General features: G+C 64.3%; 13 protein-coding genes and 4 pseudogenes. 10 read left to right on the forward strand and 7 right to left on the reverse strand.

The genetic code is table 11. The annotated features are described in order from the left end of the window. Positions 1 to 190: 190 nt before the first annotated feature. Both VSX60_RS16465 and VSX60_RS16470 read right to left on the reverse strand, forming a co-directional pair. Positions 191 to 802, reverse strand: coding sequence for a hypothetical protein (locus VSX60_RS16465; RefSeq protein ID WP_327625352.1), 612 nt, complete (start codon positions 800 to 802; stop codon positions 191 to 193). Positions 803 to 968: 166 nt separating this feature from the next. Further along, the gene (locus VSX60_RS16470; RefSeq protein ID WP_327625353.1) at positions 969 to 1181 is read right to left on the reverse strand and encodes a tautomerase family protein; all 213 of its coding nucleotides are present in this window, start codon (positions 1179 to 1181) and stop codon (positions 969 to 971) included. A 172-nt stretch (positions 1182 to 1353) separates the two neighbouring features. On the opposite strand from VSX60_RS16470, the gene VSX60_RS16475 reads away from it, so the two are divergent. Further along, positions 1354 to 2919 (forward strand): winged helix-turn-helix domain-containing tetratricopeptide repeat protein, encoded by a 1566-nt coding sequence (locus VSX60_RS16475; RefSeq protein WP_327625354.1) that lies wholly within the window; start codon positions 1354 to 1356, stop codon positions 2917 to 2919. On the opposite strand, the gene VSX60_RS16480 is transcribed toward VSX60_RS16475, so the two are convergent. The 4 genes and pseudogenes from VSX60_RS16480 to VSX60_RS16490 all read right to left on the reverse strand — a co-directional run bounded on the left by VSX60_RS16480 (position 2914) and on the right by VSX60_RS16490 (position 4966). Further along, positions 2914 to 3276, reverse strand: a complete 363-nt coding sequence (locus VSX60_RS16480; RefSeq protein WP_442873116.1) for a dimethylsulfonioproprionate lyase family protein — start codon at positions 3274 to 3276, stop codon at positions 2914 to 2916. The two genes, VSX60_RS16475 and VSX60_RS16480, sit on opposite strands and share 6 nt — an antisense overlap. Next, positions 3257 to 3382, reverse strand: a pseudogene (locus tag VSX60_RS22605) (3-oxoadipyl-CoA thiolase); the annotation flags it as partial. The pseudogene VSX60_RS22605 and the gene VSX60_RS16480, both read right to left, overlap by 20 nt. Before the next feature lie 107 nt (positions 3383 to 3489). Then, positions 3490 to 4467 (reverse strand): CHAD domain-containing protein, encoded by a 978-nt coding sequence (locus VSX60_RS16485; RefSeq protein ID WP_327625355.1) that lies wholly within the window; start codon positions 4465 to 4467, stop codon positions 3490 to 3492. Between the two features lie 31 nt (positions 4468 to 4498). Beyond that, the gene (locus tag VSX60_RS16490) at positions 4499 to 4966 is read right to left on the reverse strand and encodes a CYTH domain-containing protein (RefSeq protein WP_327625356.1); all 468 of its coding nucleotides are present in this window, start codon (positions 4964 to 4966) and stop codon (positions 4499 to 4501) included. Positions 4967 to 5079: 113 nt separating this feature from the next. On the opposite strand from VSX60_RS16490, the gene lepA reads away from it, so the two are divergent. The 8 genes and pseudogenes from lepA to VSX60_RS16530 form a co-directional block, all read left to right on the forward strand. Then, complete coding sequence (gene lepA / locus VSX60_RS16495) at positions 5080 to 6900, forward strand: translation elongation factor 4 (RefSeq protein ID WP_442872980.1); 1821 nt, start codon at positions 5080 to 5082, stop codon at positions 6898 to 6900. 476 nt (positions 6901 to 7376) lie between these two features. Next, the gene (locus tag VSX60_RS16500) at positions 7377 to 8669 is read left to right on the forward strand and encodes an Hsp70 family protein (RefSeq protein WP_327625358.1); all 1293 of its coding nucleotides are present in this window, start codon (positions 7377 to 7379) and stop codon (positions 8667 to 8669) included. Positions 8670 to 8750: 81 nt separating this feature from the next. Beyond that, a complete protein-coding gene (locus tag VSX60_RS16505; protein ID WP_327625359.1) occupies positions 8751 to 9746 on the forward strand; it encodes a DUF808 domain-containing protein in 996 nt (331 codons plus the stop codon). 724 nt (positions 9747 to 10470) lie between these two features. After that, entirely contained in the window at positions 10471 to 12015 is a 1545-nt protein-coding gene (locus tag VSX60_RS16510) for a site-specific DNA-methyltransferase (RefSeq protein WP_327625360.1), read from the forward strand. Beyond that, a complete protein-coding gene (locus VSX60_RS16515; RefSeq protein WP_327625361.1) occupies positions 12015 to 12425 on the forward strand; it encodes a DUF5681 domain-containing protein in 411 nt (136 codons plus the stop codon). The genes VSX60_RS16510 and VSX60_RS16515 overlap by 1 nt, the downstream gene beginning before the upstream one ends. A 17-nt stretch (positions 12426 to 12442) precedes the next feature. Continuing rightward, positions 12443 to 13960, forward strand: a complete 1518-nt coding sequence (locus VSX60_RS16520) for a hypothetical protein (protein ID WP_327625362.1) — start codon at positions 12443 to 12445, stop codon at positions 13958 to 13960. Between the two features lie 371 nt (positions 13961 to 14331). Next, positions 14332 to 14415: pseudogene (locus VSX60_RS16525) on the forward strand (IS6 family transposase); the annotation flags it as partial. A gap of 146 nt (positions 14416 to 14561) precedes the next feature. Then, positions 14562 to 15080: pseudogene (locus VSX60_RS16530) on the forward strand (IS6 family transposase); the annotation flags it as partial. Between the two features lie 131 nt (positions 15081 to 15211). Here the strand turns inward: VSX60_RS16530 and VSX60_RS16535 are convergent. Then, positions 15212 to 16313 (reverse strand): annotated as a pseudogene (locus VSX60_RS16535) (IS5 family transposase). 49 nt (positions 16314 to 16362) lie between these two features. Between VSX60_RS16535 and VSX60_RS16540 the strand changes: the two are divergent. After that, a complete protein-coding gene (locus tag VSX60_RS16540; protein WP_327625363.1) occupies positions 16363 to 16485 on the forward strand; it encodes a hypothetical protein in 123 nt (40 codons plus the stop codon). The last annotated feature ends 88 nt before the right edge of the window (positions 16486 to 16573 follow it).

Consider the following 16573-nt stretch of genomic DNA (forward strand, 5'->3'; position numbering starts at 1 on the left):
GCCGGTCGCCGCCAACGAAACCGATACCTGGGAAGAGTTCTGACAAGGCCGCGAACGCGGCTGAAACAGCACAACATTCCCATGCCAATCAGGGCGGTCCGGTCAAACCAGGCCGCCCTTTTTTCGTGCCGAGGGGAAGGGATTTTCGGGCCGACACACGACCCAGGCTACGTTCCCAATATGAACCGCGCTATTTTTGCGCGACTTTTCGCTGATCCGGCCGTGCTCCCACAGGGATCATGACGTGGGCGTATGGGGTTCCGGACCACATCACGTAGGGGCCGTCGGTCTCCATGGTGACCGGCAATCCCTCGAGATCGGCCGGATCCGGCGATATCACCATGATATGCGGCCCCTCGACGACCCACTCGTTCTGCGAGGTGGGAGTGGCCGCAGCCGGGTCGATGTTGCTCGCACCGCCTTCCGGGCTGTCGCCTGCCATCATATAGGCAACACCGACCGATTTGGCGGTGAACGGCTTCTGGTTCATCCAGGCGTCCATCCAAGTCAGCCATTCGGCGTCCATGCACATGGGCCCGGCGATGCCGGTGGGGGCCGGAAAGCACGTGTAACCGCCACTGCCCTTGCGCAGGACCTTCCCCGCCAGATCCGAAACGGTGGCGGTCTCCGAAATGCCCGGAGGCGCAGCGCGCAGCGCATCCACGATCATTTCTTCGTCGCTTTGAGCAGCCGCGCCGACCGGCACGAATGCGACCGCCAAGAGCACTGCGGCACCGACTCCCCACGCGGTGGCTCGGAACCGGGTGGCTTCATTGGAACGGAATGACGAGATCGAAAACATGGCGGGGTCCTCCTGGGCATTGATCGAGTCGAGCACCGCGGACGGCGCGGTCGACCCTTTCGGCGATCGGCGCCGGGCCGGTTGGCGGGCTGTGCGAAAAATCTCGCCGCGGGCCGCGACCGAACGCGGCGACGCGGGAAGTCCTTGATGCGAGGGTCGCGGGCAATCAGGCTTGCAGGGCCTTGACGTCCTCGGTGGTCAGCGCCTTGCCGCCGATGCCCCATTCGCCGCTGGCGAGTTCCTGGACCCGCACCCAGGTGACGCCGCGCATGGCCTCGCCTTCGATCTTGACCATGGTGTCGGTGACCTTCTCGATCATTTCCTTCTTCTGCGCCGCCGAGAAGACGCCTTCGATCAGCTGAATGTCGACGAGTGGCATGATCTTGCTCCCTTGGTTTGAATCTGCCGGTCGCCCAGCATGTCCGGGCCGGCAATAATGGCGTAGCCCATTCCCTTGCGTGATGCTGGGAGGCCAGAGGGAGAGATCGGGGAGAATTCGTGGAGATATGCTAGGCTCGCCAGCGGAGCATGCGCTCTACGGCGGTTGGACGATGCTTTATGTTTTCGAACCCTTCGAACTGGACGCCAGCCAGGTCGAGTTGCGACACAACGGCACGGTCGTGCCGGTCGAGCCACAAGTCTTCGCCCTGCTTGTGCTGCTCGTCGAAAATCGCGAGCGCATGATTTCCAAGGACGAGATCGTCGAAAAGATATGGGACGGACGCATCGTGTCCGACTCTGCCATCACCAGCCGCATTAAATCCGCCCGCCGCGCGCTTGGCGACGATGGCAGGACGCAGTGCTTTATCCGCACCGTGCATGGTCAGGGTCTACGTTTCATCGCGGAGGTCAAGACCGTCGCGTCGCAAGGCTCGCGGCTACCCGCCTCACCTTGCCGGAACGAATGGCCGATCAAGATCGCGGACGACGCCCGCCCGTCGATCGCCGTCCTGCCCTTCCGGTTGCTCGGGGTCGCCGGATCGCATGGCGCCATCGCCGATGCCCTGCCCCACGACCTGATTGCCGCCCTGTCGCGGCTGCGCTGGCTGTTCGTCATTGCGCGCGGGTCCTCGTTCCGCTTCCGCTCACCCGATCCCGACGTCGGCGAAATCGGCGAGATTCTCAATGTCCGTTACTGCCTGTCGGGTATCGTCGAGATATTCGGGAACGCCACCACCGTCGTGGTCGAGCTCGCCGATACACGCACTGGCGGCGTCGTCTGGGGCGACCGCTTCGCCGCCAGGCTCGACGACATTCACGAGATCCGCTCCCAGATCGTCGCGAACATCATCGCCGCCCTCGAAATTCAGATTCCGCTCAACGAGGCCAATCTCGCCCGATTGGGGGCACCGGAAAATCTGGACGCGTGGTCCACTTATCACCTCGGGCTTCAGCATCTTTATCGGTTCAACAAGAAGGACAACGCGGTCGCCGCGGGCCTGTTCGAAAGTGCGATCGCCAAGGAGCCCCGCTTCGCGCGCGCCCATGCCGGCCTGTCCTCGACCGCGTTCCAGAACGCCTTCCTGCGCTACACGGACGACCCGCCGAGGGCCGTCGCGACGGCGCGCAAATTCGCCGAGCGCAGCGTCGAACTCGACCCGATCGACCCCTTCGCCAATTTCACCATGGGGCGGGCCTTTTGGCTCACCGGCGATATCGATGGCAGCCTGTCCTGGTTGGACCGGTCCACCGGGCTCAGTCCGAATTACGCGCAAGGCTTCTATGCCCGCGCCTGGGCGGACACGATTTGCGAACGCGACATGAAAGGCACGGAGAATGCCCGGATCGCTTTGTCACTCAGCCCGCTCGATCCGTTTCGCTATGCCATGCTGGGGACGCGGGCCTTCGCCTGCCTGATCCGTGGCGATACCGCCGAGGCCGTGGACTGGGCAGACCGGGCGGCGCGGTCGCCGGGCGCCCACGTACTGATCGCCATGATCGCCATCGTTGCCCATGCCTTGAACGGCGACGAGCGCCGCGCGGCGCTGTGGGCCGCGGATGCGCGCGCCCGCCGCGACGACATCTCGCAGACCCATTTCTTCAGTTCGTTTCCGTTCGCGGATGGCCCGCTCCGGCGCCGGATCTCGAAAACCCTCGCGGATCAAGGCTTCTCATAAGACAAAGGGGGCGTTTCGATCGGTGCGTGTCCCGGACGGCGCATAGCCCTTACGGACCGACTTGGAAAAGCGCATTTCCGGCGCGGCCAGTCGTTCCGCCGGCCCGAGCCAAGCATAAGCCAACAGACACGGGTCGAGACCGCCAACGGTCATTCTGTGTTCGTGGCCGGATCGATTCCGGATCGATGATCCGGGCGCATAGACGGCCACGTCGTTCTCCGACCGGGCACTCGAGACGGACACATAGCTCTCTTCAATTTCATGATGGCTGTGCTGGGGGTAGGTCGTGTTCGGCGCGAACAGGACGAGGCCGATGATGAGGGAATCAGTGCGGGCCGGGCCCTGCGGCCCCAGCAACTCGCATCGGCACCGCGCCGAGATCGTCGGCCCGCACCGACGCCAGCGCCCCGGCAAAGCACCCGAACGGGCTGCTGATGTAGTCGCAGATGAAGGCGTCGGTCATGGCAGACCTCCATTGGGCCGAACAGTTGTGCCGCGCGCGTCGCCGAAAGCAAATACTGCCTTCGGATGGTTTGCCGACAAGCGAGGGGCCAGAGCGTGTTGGAAATCTCAGCTGGCGGCGACACGCCGCCGGCCGGCCTCCGGGGCTTCGGCCGGGGCATCCGGATCACGGCCCGCGACCGTCGCTGCCGCCTTGACGAGACGCCGTATCCTCCGGCCGGCCGCCTCCGCTTCTTCCGCCAGAAGGCGGCGCGCGGCATCGAGCCCCGATTGCCGCAATTCGCTCTGGCGCCGGTCCATCAGCGCCAGCACCACCGAAAGTTCGGAGGACGACCCGAAGTCTGTGGGCGTCTCGGCCGCCTCCGCCCGGAAGACGGCGTAATCATGGTCGAGGCCGAGATCGTCGGCGATCGTCTTGGCGGCTTCCTGCAACGGCGCGAATGCCTCGGGCCAGACCGGAGCGAGCAGCCGCAGATGCATCCAGTGATATTTCACCCGCTTACGCAATTCGTGCAGGGATTCGGCGTCCCGACGCTTTTCGGCCTGTTTGAGGGCCTGTCGCGCACGCGCATAGGTCCGCCCGAACCCCTTGGCGGCCAGCGCCGCACCGTTCCCGTCGGGCCGCCGGACGACAAAGCCGTCAAGGCGCCGCCGCGCCTCGCCGAGACTGCTCAACGCCATCTCGACCGCGGCCCCCATTTCAGCCTCGCTAGCCGCCGCGGCGTCGCGCCGCTCGATCAGCCGGGCGTGGATCGTCGCGAAGGCCTTGGTCTCGACCTCCCCGGCAAAGCGCTCCTCCAGGGCGTCCAGTGCCTCGATCTGTGCCGCCGTATCGCGCACCGCCGACAGCTCCCGCGCGGTATCGCGGAACCGGGGATTTTCCTCGGCGTAGAAATCCGCATCCGCGTCGCGCACGAGGCGCAACAGGCCGCGCAGCTTCTTCAGCCGCTTGCGGGCGCTGTGGACGGCCGCGTGCCGGTCGCCGCCCGCCTCGCCCAACTCGCGCTCGGCCTTGCGGAGCTGTTCGCCGGCGATCCGGCGAAACTCCGCGTCGAGCGCCTGTCCCGGATCGATCCTGAACGCCATCCACTGTTCCCCTTCGCACCGTCGCCCACGCTCAAGCGTCGTCCGGCCGGCCGTCGATGGCAAGTCGGGCATTGGTGAAGCGCGCGTCGCCCGTCACCTCGCGGCCGAGATATGCCGGCAGCGTGGGCGCGTCGCTGGTGTCCTGAAGCTCGATCTCGGCCATCACCAGCCCGGCCAGCGCGCCGTCAAAGACGTCGATCTCGACCCGGAATGCGCCGAGCGGCACGATGTGGCGGGTCTTTTCGACCACGATCCCCACCCGGCTCGCCCGCAGCGCCTCGGCGTCGACGAGCGGAAAGTCATATTCGAACTCGCCGCGATCCATGCCGCTGCCGGTCTTGATCGTCAGCCGCGCGCTCGCCCCATCCCGGATTCGCACCCGCACCGAGGCATCCTCGCGCACGAACAGATAGAACTGCTCGAGACGATGCGTCTCGCTGACCTGGCCGCGCCAGTCCTCGCCGGTCACCCGGAATTTGCGTTCGATCTCGCGTCCCATACCAACAAAGACGCGCCCGCCGCCCGCCGGGTTCCGCCGCCGCCCGGCCCCATTGTCGCCGCGGCGCGAAACGGTGCTTCCAAGAACCGTTACAAGTCTCTATATCGCCGCCCATGAGCACCATGCCCGCGAACACGCCCCTCGACCACATCCGCAACTTCTCGATCGTCGCCCATATCGACCACGGGAAGTCGACGCTTGCCGACCGCCTGATCCAGTCGACCGGCGGGCTGGAGCTGCGCGACATGAAGGAGCAGGTGCTCGATTCGATGGACATCGAGCGCGAGCGCGGCATCACCATCAAGGCCCAGACCGTGCGCCTGCACTATACGGCGAAGAACGGCGAGACCTACGTCCTCAACCTCATCGACACGCCCGGACATGTCGATTTCGCCTATGAGGTCTCGCGCTCGCTGTCGGCCTGCGAGGGCGCGCTGCTCGTCGTCGACGCGGCGCAGGGGGTCGAGGCGCAGACGCTCGCCAACGTCTATCTGGCCCTCGACAACGATCTCGAGATCGTGCCGGTCCTCAACAAGATCGACCTGCCCGCCGCCGAGCCCGACAAGGTCAAGGAGCAGATCGAGGAGGTGATCGGCCTCGACGCCTCGGAAGCCGTGATGATTTCCGCGAAATCCGGCCTCGGCATCGAGGATGTGCTGGAGGCGATCGTCCACCGCCTGCCCCCGCCGAAGGAGGGCGACCGCGCCGCGCCGCTGAAGGCGATGCTGGTCGACAGCTGGTACGATTCCTATCTCGGCGTCGTCGTGCTCGTGCGCGTCATCGACGGCGAGTTGAAGAAGGGCCAGGTGATCCGCATGATGGGCACCGACGCCAAATACCCGGTCGACCGGGTCGGCGTCTTTACCCCCAAGATGGTTCAGGTCGACGCACTCGGCCCCGGCGAGCTCGGCTTCATCACCGCCTCGATCAAGGAAGTCGCCGACACCCGCGTCGGCGATACCATCACCGAGGACAAGCGCCGCACCACGACGATGCTGCCCGGCTTCAAGCCGGCCCAGCCGGTGGTCTTCTGCGGCCTGTTCCCGGTCGATGCCGCCGATTTCGATGATCTCAGAGCCGCCATGGGCAGGCTGCGGCTCAACGACGCCAGTTTCTCCTTCGAGATGGAATCCTCGGCCGCGCTTGGTTTCGGCTTTCGCTGCGGCTTCCTCGGCCTGCTCCATCTGGAAATCGTCCAGGAGCGGCTGTCCCGCGAGTTCGACCTCGACCTCATCGCGACGGCCCCGAGCGTCGTCTACGACATCAAGCTGACCGACGGCACGACCATCCAGCTGCACAATCCGGCCGATATGCCGGACATCATGAAGATCGAGCGGATCGACGAGCCCTGGATCAAGGCGACGATCCTCACCCCGGACGAGTATCTCGGCAACATATTGACGCTCTGCCAGGAGCGGCGCGGCGTCCAGATCGATCTCTCCTATGTCGGCAAGCGCGCGCTGGTGGTCTACGAGCTGCCGCTGAACGAGGTGGTGTTCGACTTCTACGATCGGCTGAAATCGATCTCCAAGGGATACGCCAGTTTCGACTACCAGATGACCGACTACCGCGAGGGCGACCTCGTCAAGATGGGTATATTGGTCAATGCCGAGCCGGTCGACGCCCTGTCGATGCTGGTCCACCGCAATCAGGCCGAGCGCCGTGGCCGGGCCATGTGCGAGAAGCTGAAGGAACTGATCCCCAACCACCTCTTCAAGATCCCGATCCAGGCGGCGATCGGCGGCAAGGTGATCGCCCGCGAGACCATCTCGGCGCTCCGGAAGGACGTCACCGCCAAATGCTACGGCGGCGACGCCACCAGAAAGCGCAAGCTGCTTGACAAGCAGAAAGAGGGCAAGAAGCGCATGCGCCAGTTCGGCAAGGTCGACATCCCGCAGGAAGCCTTCATCGCCGCGCTGAAGATGGACAGCTGAGCTTCCGCATCCCCGCGCGCAGCGTGTGGATGCGTGCCACTGCCTGCACCGAGACGAACGGAGCGCGCCCCTCTGGACGAGAGGGAACGGCCTTCATCCAAAGTCGTCATCCCGGCCTTGAGCCGGGACCCATTCCAAATCATCCGAGCCCCCAATCCGTCGCCGGACAGGATGGATAAAAGTCGCGGCATGGGTCCCGGCTCAAGGCCGGGATGACGAGGTTTCAAGGGCAGCGCGCTCCCAAGAAACCGCGCCGCCCAAAAAATCTCTCACCCCCCTCGTAACCTCGCGCATAATCCTCTGCCCGCTGGCCCATCCTGGGCGAGTCGATGGAACGGGCGCGGAAACGCGCGGTGATGCCTTCATCTTGCCCGCCGCTTCGGCTAAGCACCGCGGCTCCACATTCTCCCCGTCCCTTTCCATCTCCGGACGTCCTCGCCCGCCCGGCGCGTTCCGCCTGTTTCCAGAGCCTTTGCATGACGACGTTGTTTCCCGGCCTCGATTTCGGCACCACCAATTCCACCCTGGCGCTCGCCGCCCCCGGCGCGGCGCCGCGGCTGGTGCCGCTGGAGGACACCCATCTGACCATTCCCTCCGCGCTGTTCTTCAGTCTCGAGGACGGCGAGACCTATGTCGGCCGCGCCGCGGTGTTCGAATATCGCGACGGCGCCGAAGGGCGCTTCATGCGGGCGCTGAAGTCGATCCTCGGCACCTCGCTGATGGCCGAGACGACGCCCATCGGCCGCAGGCGCATGAGCTTCGAGGAACTGATCGGCCGGTTCCTCAAGCATCTGCGCGAGCGGCTGGAAGAGGCCGTCGGCGCCGATCCGGCCGTCGCCGGCGCCGCCCTCGATTCGATCGTGCTCGGCCGCCCGGTGCGCTTCGTCGACGAGGACGACGCGGCCGATCGCGCCGCCCAAGGTCAATTGGAGACAGCCGCCCGCGCGCAAGGGTTTCGTCATATCGAGTTCCAGTACGAGCCGGTCGCGGCCGCGCTTCATTACGAACGGACGGTCACGTCCGAGCAACTCGCCCTCGTCGTCGATATCGGCGGCGGCACGTCGGATTTCTCGCTCCTGCGCCTGGCGCCGCGCACCGCCGGTGCGGCCGCGAACCAGGTCGACCGCCGCTCCGACATTCTGGCCACCACCGGCGTCCATGTCGGCGGCACGGATTTCGACCGCCTCCTCAACATCGCGGCGGTGATGCCGCATTTCGGCCTCGGCTCGACCACCGCCGACGGCAAGCGGGCGATGCCGGTCTGGTATTTCAACGACATGGCCACCTGGCACCGGATCAACACGCTCTACACGGCCAAGAACAGCCGCGACATCCGTAGCCTGGAGCGCGAGGCGGCCGAGCCGGACAAGCTCGCCCGCTATGCCCATCTCCTCGCCCACCGTTCGGGCCATCGCCTCGCTGGCGCGGTGGAGGCGGCAAAGATCGCCCTGACCGAGGATACCCAGGCAGCCGTCACGCTACACGAGCCGGGGCTGGCGCTCGACCTGCCGGTGACCCGTGCTACCTTCGATGCGGCGACGGCCGAGCTCAACGGCCGCATTGCCGGCGCGATCGATGCGGCCCTCGCAAGCGCCCAGGTCGCGGCCGGATCGATCCAGACCGTGATTCTCACCGGCGGCGGCGCGCTGGTGCCGGCGGTGCGCGCCGTCGCCACCCGGCGCTTTCCCGGCGCGGCCATCGCCCAGGCGGACGAATTCGGCAGCGTCGGGCTCGGGCTGGCCGTCGATGCCGCCCGGCGGTTCGCCTAAGCGGCGTTCGCTAAACGGCACGCGCGACCTATAACGTTTCGAATGGCGGATTGACGCTGGGCTGAACCAAAGGACCGGATCGTGAGCATCGGACTGATCGCGCTTCTCGACGACATCGCGGGCCTCGCCAAGGTGGCGGCCGCCTCTCTCGACGACGTCGCCGCGCAGGCCGCCAAGGCGGGCACCAAGGCCGCCGGCGTCGTCATCGACGACGCCGCGGTGACGCCGCGCTACGTCACCGGCTTCAAGCCCGAACGCGAGCTGCCAATCATCTGGCGGATCACCCTTGGATCGCTCAAGAACAAGCTCGTCTTCCTGTTGCCGGGCGCGCTGTTGCTCGGCTATTTCGCGCCCTGGGCGATCACCCCGCTGTTGATGCTCGGTGGGCTCTATCTCTCCTACGAGGGCGCCGAGAAGGTCTACGAGGCGCTGTTTCCGCACAAGGCCCATGCACATGAGGCCAAGCTTACCGGCGCCAAGACCGATCCGAAAGCGCTGGAGAATCAGAAGGTCGCAAGCGCCGTCAAGACCGATTTCATCCTCTCGGCCGAGATCATGGCGATCACCCTTGCCGGGCTTCCGCAGGGTGGCCTCGCCATGCAGGCGGCGGTTTTGGCGATCGTCGCGGTCGGCATCACCGCGGTCGTCTATGGCGGCGTCGCGCTGATCGTGAAGGCCGACGACGTCGGCCTCGCCATGGCCAAGAGCGACACTCCGTCCGTCGTTGGCTCGGCGATCCGGGGAATCGGCCGCGGCCTCGTTATCGGCATGCCGGTCTTCCTGAAGGTGCTGGCTGTCGTCGGCACCGCAGCGATGATCTGGGTCGGCGGCGGCATCATCGTCCACGGCCTCGAGGAATACGGCTTCACCACCATCGGCCACACGATCGAGGTCGGCGCCGAGGCAGCCGTCCATGCGATCGGCGAGTTCGGCGGCTTCGTCCATTGGCTGGTGGCGGCGGCCGGCGCGGGAGTCGTCGGCCTCATCGTCGGCGCGGCGCTTATCCCGCTCGTCGGGGCGGTCGTCGCGCCGCTCTGGAATGCCGTCAGCGGCAAGAAGGACGCGCCGGCGCATTGAGAGATCGGCGGGAGCCGCGCGGCCCGGCTTTTTGCCGCAGCTGGCGGAAACCAGAACCCAGGCCACCGCCGTCTTCCAGCTGGAGATCCCGGCAGTCCTCGCGCTGGTCGGCCTGCACGGTGCTGGTCGGCCTGCCCGCATCGTCATCAAGAAATGAGCAGACGTGGCTGTGCTGGCAGTCTTGCGCGAACCCGTCTCAGGCCTCGCGTCGTTTTCCCTGCAAACAGCGACTTTAACAGCGAAAGCCCGGGTCGGAGAGTGGATTTTTCCGCTCTGTAAGTGAGCCAAGTCCCTGCATCCGCTACTAATTTCTGTCTTGGTCAGGCGATACCATCTCGCTTGGAACAGGGAATTACAGCGAAGCAGATGTGTAAGCTGAGTATCATTGCGGCGGTATCGACGGTAATCAGCGCAGCTGATTCGGGTTGGATGGTCTCCCGATCCCACCTGTCAAGTGCCCCGGTTTCGGCGCGCATCCGGGCAGAATTTCGCGATCAGAGCCCCCGGTCTTACAACTGGACCATCCTGCCGCCAGCCCCTTGCAAACTCAGCGAGCGCATTGCACCTTGGCAATCGGACGCTTCCGCTTTCGGGCTGAGGTCGTCCAGGCGAGCCGGAAGCCATGGAGGGCAGAAGTCGGCGGCGCTTTCGATGCCTCGACGCTACGCAGCACGCATGCTGCGTAGCGTCGAGGCGGCTGGAGCGCTGAAGACACTGCCCTCGCTTGGCGATCGCTTCTCCGACGATGGACGCGCCCGTCCTTTATCATCGGAGACAGCCGGTCATGCCAAAACACTCTTCATCGCGCCGCGGTCAGATAACGCCCGCCACGGGAATATTTCCTGAGCTTCAGGAGAAATCACGCATTCGCCGTGAGACCCAGCGCACCTTGACCGCCTTGCGGGATGTCGTGCCACCACCGCGCAATGATCTCCAGCCCTCCTTGCAGATCGAGTATGTTCCGATCGAAAGCGTGAAGCCCGCCTCTCGCCGGGTGCGGCGGGCGGAGGTGGCGCAGGCTGCCCGTTTGGATGCGAGCTTTCGACGGTTTGGACTGTGTGAGGCGATCCTGGTCGACGAGGATCGTCGGATCGTACACGGCCACGGCAGGTGGGAAGCCGCGCGCCGGGCCGGGCTGACCGAGATGCCGGTCATCGAGATCACTCACCTCGATCCGGCCGAGCGTCGTGCCCTCTCAATCGCGCTTAACCGCCTGGGCGAGACGGGGAACTGGGATGAAGACGCCCTGAAGCTCGAGGTTGTTGAACTCATGGACCTCGGCGAGGACGTGCTCGTCACCGGTTTCGACGCGGCGGAGATCGACGCGCTGCTGCTCGACGATGAGGGTGAAGCAAGTGATGAGGAGGCGCTCCCCGAACTGCCCACTCTTGCTGTCTCGCGCTCTGATGATCTCTGGGCACTTGGCGATCACCTGCTCCTGCAAGGCGACGCCCTCGAAGCAAGATCTTACGAGAGGCTGCTGGAGCCGACAGAGCACGTGCGCCTGGTGCTGACCGATGTGCCCTATAACGTGCCGAACAAGGGCCATGTCACCAGCCAGGCACACCATCGCGAGTTCGCCATGGCGCATGGCGAACTGTCGCGGGATGAGTTCGCCGACTTCAACGTCGCCTGGATGAGGCATGTGGTGGCCCGTCTCGGCAATGGTGGGCTCCTGGCCACCTTCATCGATTGGCGAAGTGTAGAGCTCGTACTGGCCTGTGGCCGTGAGCTCGATCTTAACCTCCTGAACGTCGTCGTCTGGGCCAAATCGAACGGCGGCATGGGTAGTCTCTGGCGATCGCAGCATGAGATGCTGCCTGTCTTCAAGAAGGGCAAAGGTTCTCACATCAACAATGTGGCGCTCGGCCACCATGGCCGTTGGCGCTCGAACCTGTGGACATACGCTGGAGGCTCCAGCCTCGGATCGGATGCGCGCGAGGCATCGGCGGACCATCCGACCGTTAAGCCCAAGGCACTTCTCGAAGATGCGCTGCTCGACGTGACGAATCGGGGCGAGACGGTGCTCGATCCTTTTGTCGGATCAGGCAGCACCATCCTGGCGGCTGAGAGCACCGGACGGGTATGTCTGGCGATCGAGATCGACGGACGCTACTGCGATGTCGCGATCAAACGCTGGGAATCCCAGACCGGCGAGGCAGCCGTGCTGGTCGAAAGCGGCGAGACGTTCGAAGAGGTAGCCCGGCGACGCGAGGCCGAGGCTGAGGCCGAGAACCAGAATGAGAACGACATCAAGGGAGGCGCGTGATGGCGAAGAGCCCGAAGCACTCCTCAGGCGGCAGCACCGCCGTTGGGTATCGTAGGCCACCCAAGGCTCACCAGTTTAAGCCCGGCCAATCCGGTAACCCGAACGGGCGACCAAAGGGTAAGCCGACGTTTCAGGAGGTGATCGCGCGCGAGGCACAGCGCCTCGTCAAGATGAAGGTCGGAGACGAGATCGTCCGTATCCCAAAGCAGGAGGCACTCGTCCGCAAGCTCTTTGCGCTCGCGCTCGAGGGCAATCTTTTAGCCGCCCGGCTGCTGCTTCAGCAAAGTGAGCTGGCGGAACGAGCAAGCCAGACTGACGATCCCGATGAGGCCGAGACCGGCCTAGGATGGATGCCGGATGATGAAGAGCTAAAGCGCATGCTGTCACGCTTTGATCACTTGCGAAACTAGTGTGATCGAGCGCCAGCATGCCTGATAAGCAATACCCCGACCATCATATAGCCACCGCTGGCGTCGGCGATATGCCGCGGCCGACGCCAGATCAACTGTGTCTCCTGGCACGCGCGGACTTCTGGTGCTTTGTGGAACTGACGTTCGGGATCCTGCATCCGGGTCAAAAGCTGGTCTATGCCGAGTATCTCGGCCTGATGACCCTGCTGATGATGAGGGTTCAGCAGGGCAGGTATCGCCGCGTGGTCATCAATCTGCCGCCACGGCACATGAAGTCGTTGATCGTTTCGGTCCTCTACGTCGCATGGCGGCTCGGTCGCGATCCCGGCGCAAAGTTCATCACGGTCTCCTATGGCGACGATCTCGCGCACGATCATTCTGGCCTCACCCGCACCGTGATGATGTCGAAGCGCTATCGCCGGATCTTTCCGGGTACAGTTCTCGACAAGAAGGCGGTCGACTATATTCGCACGACGAAGGGCGGCTATCGCTACGCTACTTCGGTCGGCAGCGACATCACCGGATTCGGCGCCGACGAAATCATTATCGACGATCCCATGCAGCCGGACGCGGCGGCTTCGGAGCGCGCGAAGGAGCGGGTCCGCTCCTGGGTGCAAGGCTCCGTGATAACGCGCTTCAACGATCCCAGGCGGGGCGCACTTATCCTGGTCATGCACCGCCTCGCGCCCGACGATCTCTCGGCGACGATGGAGCCAGAAGCCGACTTTGTGCTGAAGCTGCCGATGATCGCGGTGAAGGAGGAGAGCTTCCGGCACAATGGCAAACTCATCATGTGCCGGACCCCCGGCGAGGTGCTGAACCCGGTCCGCTTGCCCCGGGCCGATGCGGGGCGGCTGAAGACAAGCCTACCGCCTCACGTGTGGAACGCACAGTATCAGCAACATCCGACACCCGGAGGGTCGGGCATGCTCTCCATCGAGCGCTTCGCCCGCTACAATCCGACCGAGACTCCCGCGTTCGAGCTGACGATCCATTCCTGGGATATCGGCGCGACGATCAGCGGCAATGCGAGCGTCTGCACGAAGTGGGGGCTCGTGCGGGATGAGGACCGGGGCGAGGTTGTTTATCTGATCGATGTCGTCACAATCCGGGCCGAGCTCCCGGAGGTGCGGGCCGCGATTAAGGTGCAGGACAAACTCGATAAGCCGGCCTTGATCATTCTCGACGAGCGCGGTGCGGGCCTTGGTTTATATCAGGAGCTGTTGCGCGAGGGTTATCGCCATATCACCGCCTCGACGGCCACTGACGAGCCGATGGAGCGGGAGGGCTCATCCGGCACGCGGCCAAGCGCATCGAAGATCGAGCGCTTCGGGCGGGCCATCCTCATGATCGACGACCGCAAGGTCCTCATCCCTACGGATGCGCCTTGGCTCGACCGCTTTCTTTATGAAGTGAGCGCGTTCCCGAACATTGCGGACAAAGACCAGGTCGACAGCATGAGCCAGTTGGTCGGAAATCTTGGAGAAGCGGCGCGGCTGGCGCGTCAGAATGCGGACCGTCGGCTTCTCTCTTAGACGCGGCGATGCCGGGCGATCTCCTCACCGGCGCACAGGATCACCACCTCGTCGACGAAGCCCTTCACCAGGATGTTCCGGAATCTGATTTGCGCCCGAGCTTCAACACCATGATTGGGTATCGACCCTAACCACTGGCCGGGTTTTGCTCCGGCGCGGCCGTGCCAATCACCGCCGCTTCGTGACCTAATTTGTCACCGCCGTTCTCAGGAATGATCAGCGTGGATTTAATAGGCCAGATACGGCGTGCGTTTCACGACCAAGGCCGGGGGATCAAGACGATCGCCCGGAATTCGCACGGGAGTTTTCGGTGTCGCGGAGGCGTTGACACGTTAACTGGATCCGAAGCGAAAGCGGAGTAGGATAGGGGGATGTCGAGCATCAGCTATAGCCGCCATCGTTTCCCGCCCGAGATCATCCAGCACGCCGTCTGGCTGTATTTCCGCTTCCCGCTGAGCTGGACACCCGCAATAACCTCTCGTCTGAATTTTTTACCTGCTTCGGAGACGCATTTGATTCCGGTCTGTTCGCGATCCGATTCCGAAATGTTCACGCCGACGGCGGATGGCGTGAGAGGCCTCCGAGGTTAATGCGGGTGACCAGCTACCGCAATGTCGAGGACCTGCTCGCCGAACGCGGTGTCGAGGTCTCCTACGAAACCGTCAGGCGCTGGGCGCTGAAGTTCGGGATGCTGTACGCACGCAAGCTGCGCCGGCCGCGGCAGCGGCCGAGCAGACGCTGGCACCTCGACGAGGTGTTGGTCTCGATCGGTGGCAAGCCCATGTATCTGTGGCGGGCCGTCGATGACGAGGATGAGGTGCTCGACATTCTGGTCCAGGCCAGGCGGGACAAGCGTTCGGCGCTCAGGCTGATGCGGAAATTACTGAAGAAGCATGGCGCTGCGCCGGAGCACTGGATCACCGACAAGCTGCCCTCCTATGGTGCCGCCCTGCGGCAACTCGGGGCGAACAGGCGCCATGTGACGGGCGGCCGATTGAACAACCGCGCGGAGAACTCGCATCTGCCGGTGCGGCAACGGGAGCGACGGATGCAGCGCTTCAAGTCGCCGCGGTCGGCCCAACAATTCCTCTCCACTCACGCCGCCATCTACAACACCTGGGCACCTCGAATTACCGACGAGATTGCGCTTTTCAGGGTGGGGGTCGGCGCTGACCATGGTGCAAGCCGACGATGTTGGTGATTTTTAGTTTCACGTGACGCGGGGTGACGTCCTCGACGGCGATTTCGCCGTCATGCAGGCGCACCTCGCCCCTGATGCCAGACGAGTCGCGTGAGATTATAGGCAAGGTTTGCCATGCCGATCTTCACCTCGGCGCGCACGATGCCGATGGTGCGGATAAAGAGCCGCATCGGTCCCTTCTGGCGGGCAAAGACGTGCTCGACCTTCGAACGGATCGCCGAGCGCCGGCCATTGGCACGCGATGTCTGCTTGCTCATCGGCCGCCCCTTCGGCTTCTTGCAGTGAATGTCGGAGATATAACCGTTCTTCTCCAGCCATTCCTCGTTCTTGGCCGACCGATAGGCGGTGTCGGCCCAGACCGTCGAGCCGGTGTTCGATCGGTTGACGACGTTGGAGAGTTGGGCGCCGTCGTAGGCTGACGCGCTCGTCGCCGACCACCCGCGGATGAAGCCAAAGCGCCTGTCGATCGAGACGTGGTCCTTGTAACCGAAGCTCGGCACCGCAATGTCGATGTGCTGCGGCTTTCCCGGCGCCGCCGGCTTGGCCTTGGAGAACTTCACCGTCCAGGGGGCGTCGCGATCCTTCTGGCGAAGCTTGGCGGGCTTGTTCTTCCAGGCCTCCGGAACCTCGCCAGCCTTGATCGCGGTCTTCTCGTCCTCGGTGTTGCGCTGTTTCGGCGCCGCGACAATGGTCGCGTCCACGATCTGGCCGCCCATCGCCAGGTAGCCGGCCTTGTCCAAGTGCTTGTCGAAACGGGCGAACAGGTTCCCGATCGCGCCGGCCTCGGCCAGATGCTCGCGGAACAGCCAGATCGTCTCTCATCCTGAGCCTGCCGAAGGGGGCGTCCGGCACCTTCTCAGCGATCCCGAGACCGAGGAAGCGCATGAAAAACAACCGGTCCTGGATCTGGAATTCGGCCTGGTCGTCCGAGAGGTTGTAAAGCGCCTGCAAAACCAAGACCTTGAACATCAGCACGGCGTCGTAGGGCGGTCTGCCGCCCTTCGCCCCGTCCGAGCGCTTCAACGCTTTCGATAACGGCTTGCGGAACACCTCCCACGGCACGATCGCGTTCAGCTTCTCCAGCGGATCGCCGGCCACGCTCAGCCGGACATATCGCTCGTCGACGTCCCAGAACCCCGGCTGTCCCCGCATGACATCCTCCCGATCTCGGTCAGGACGATGGAATCATAAAACGAGACGAATGAGGAGGTTTTTCGAGGTCTCCACCTTCAACATCCAGCGTCACCTGATTTCCCGCCGCACGATGCGTCAGTTTCGCGGTGATGCGATCGACGCATGGCACCTTGCGACTTGCGCCGCCTGATCTCCGGCATCGACGCCTCCGCTGCGCCTGCGTCCGGACAACGTGACAATACCTCATTCATTGCGCTGAGTGGGCAAACGCCGATCAC

The sequence above is a fragment of the Aurantimonas sp. A3-2-R12 genome (assembly GCF_036016755.1).
Taxonomy (GTDB): Bacteria; Pseudomonadota; Alphaproteobacteria; order Rhizobiales; family Rhizobiaceae; genus Aurantimonas; species Aurantimonas coralicida_A.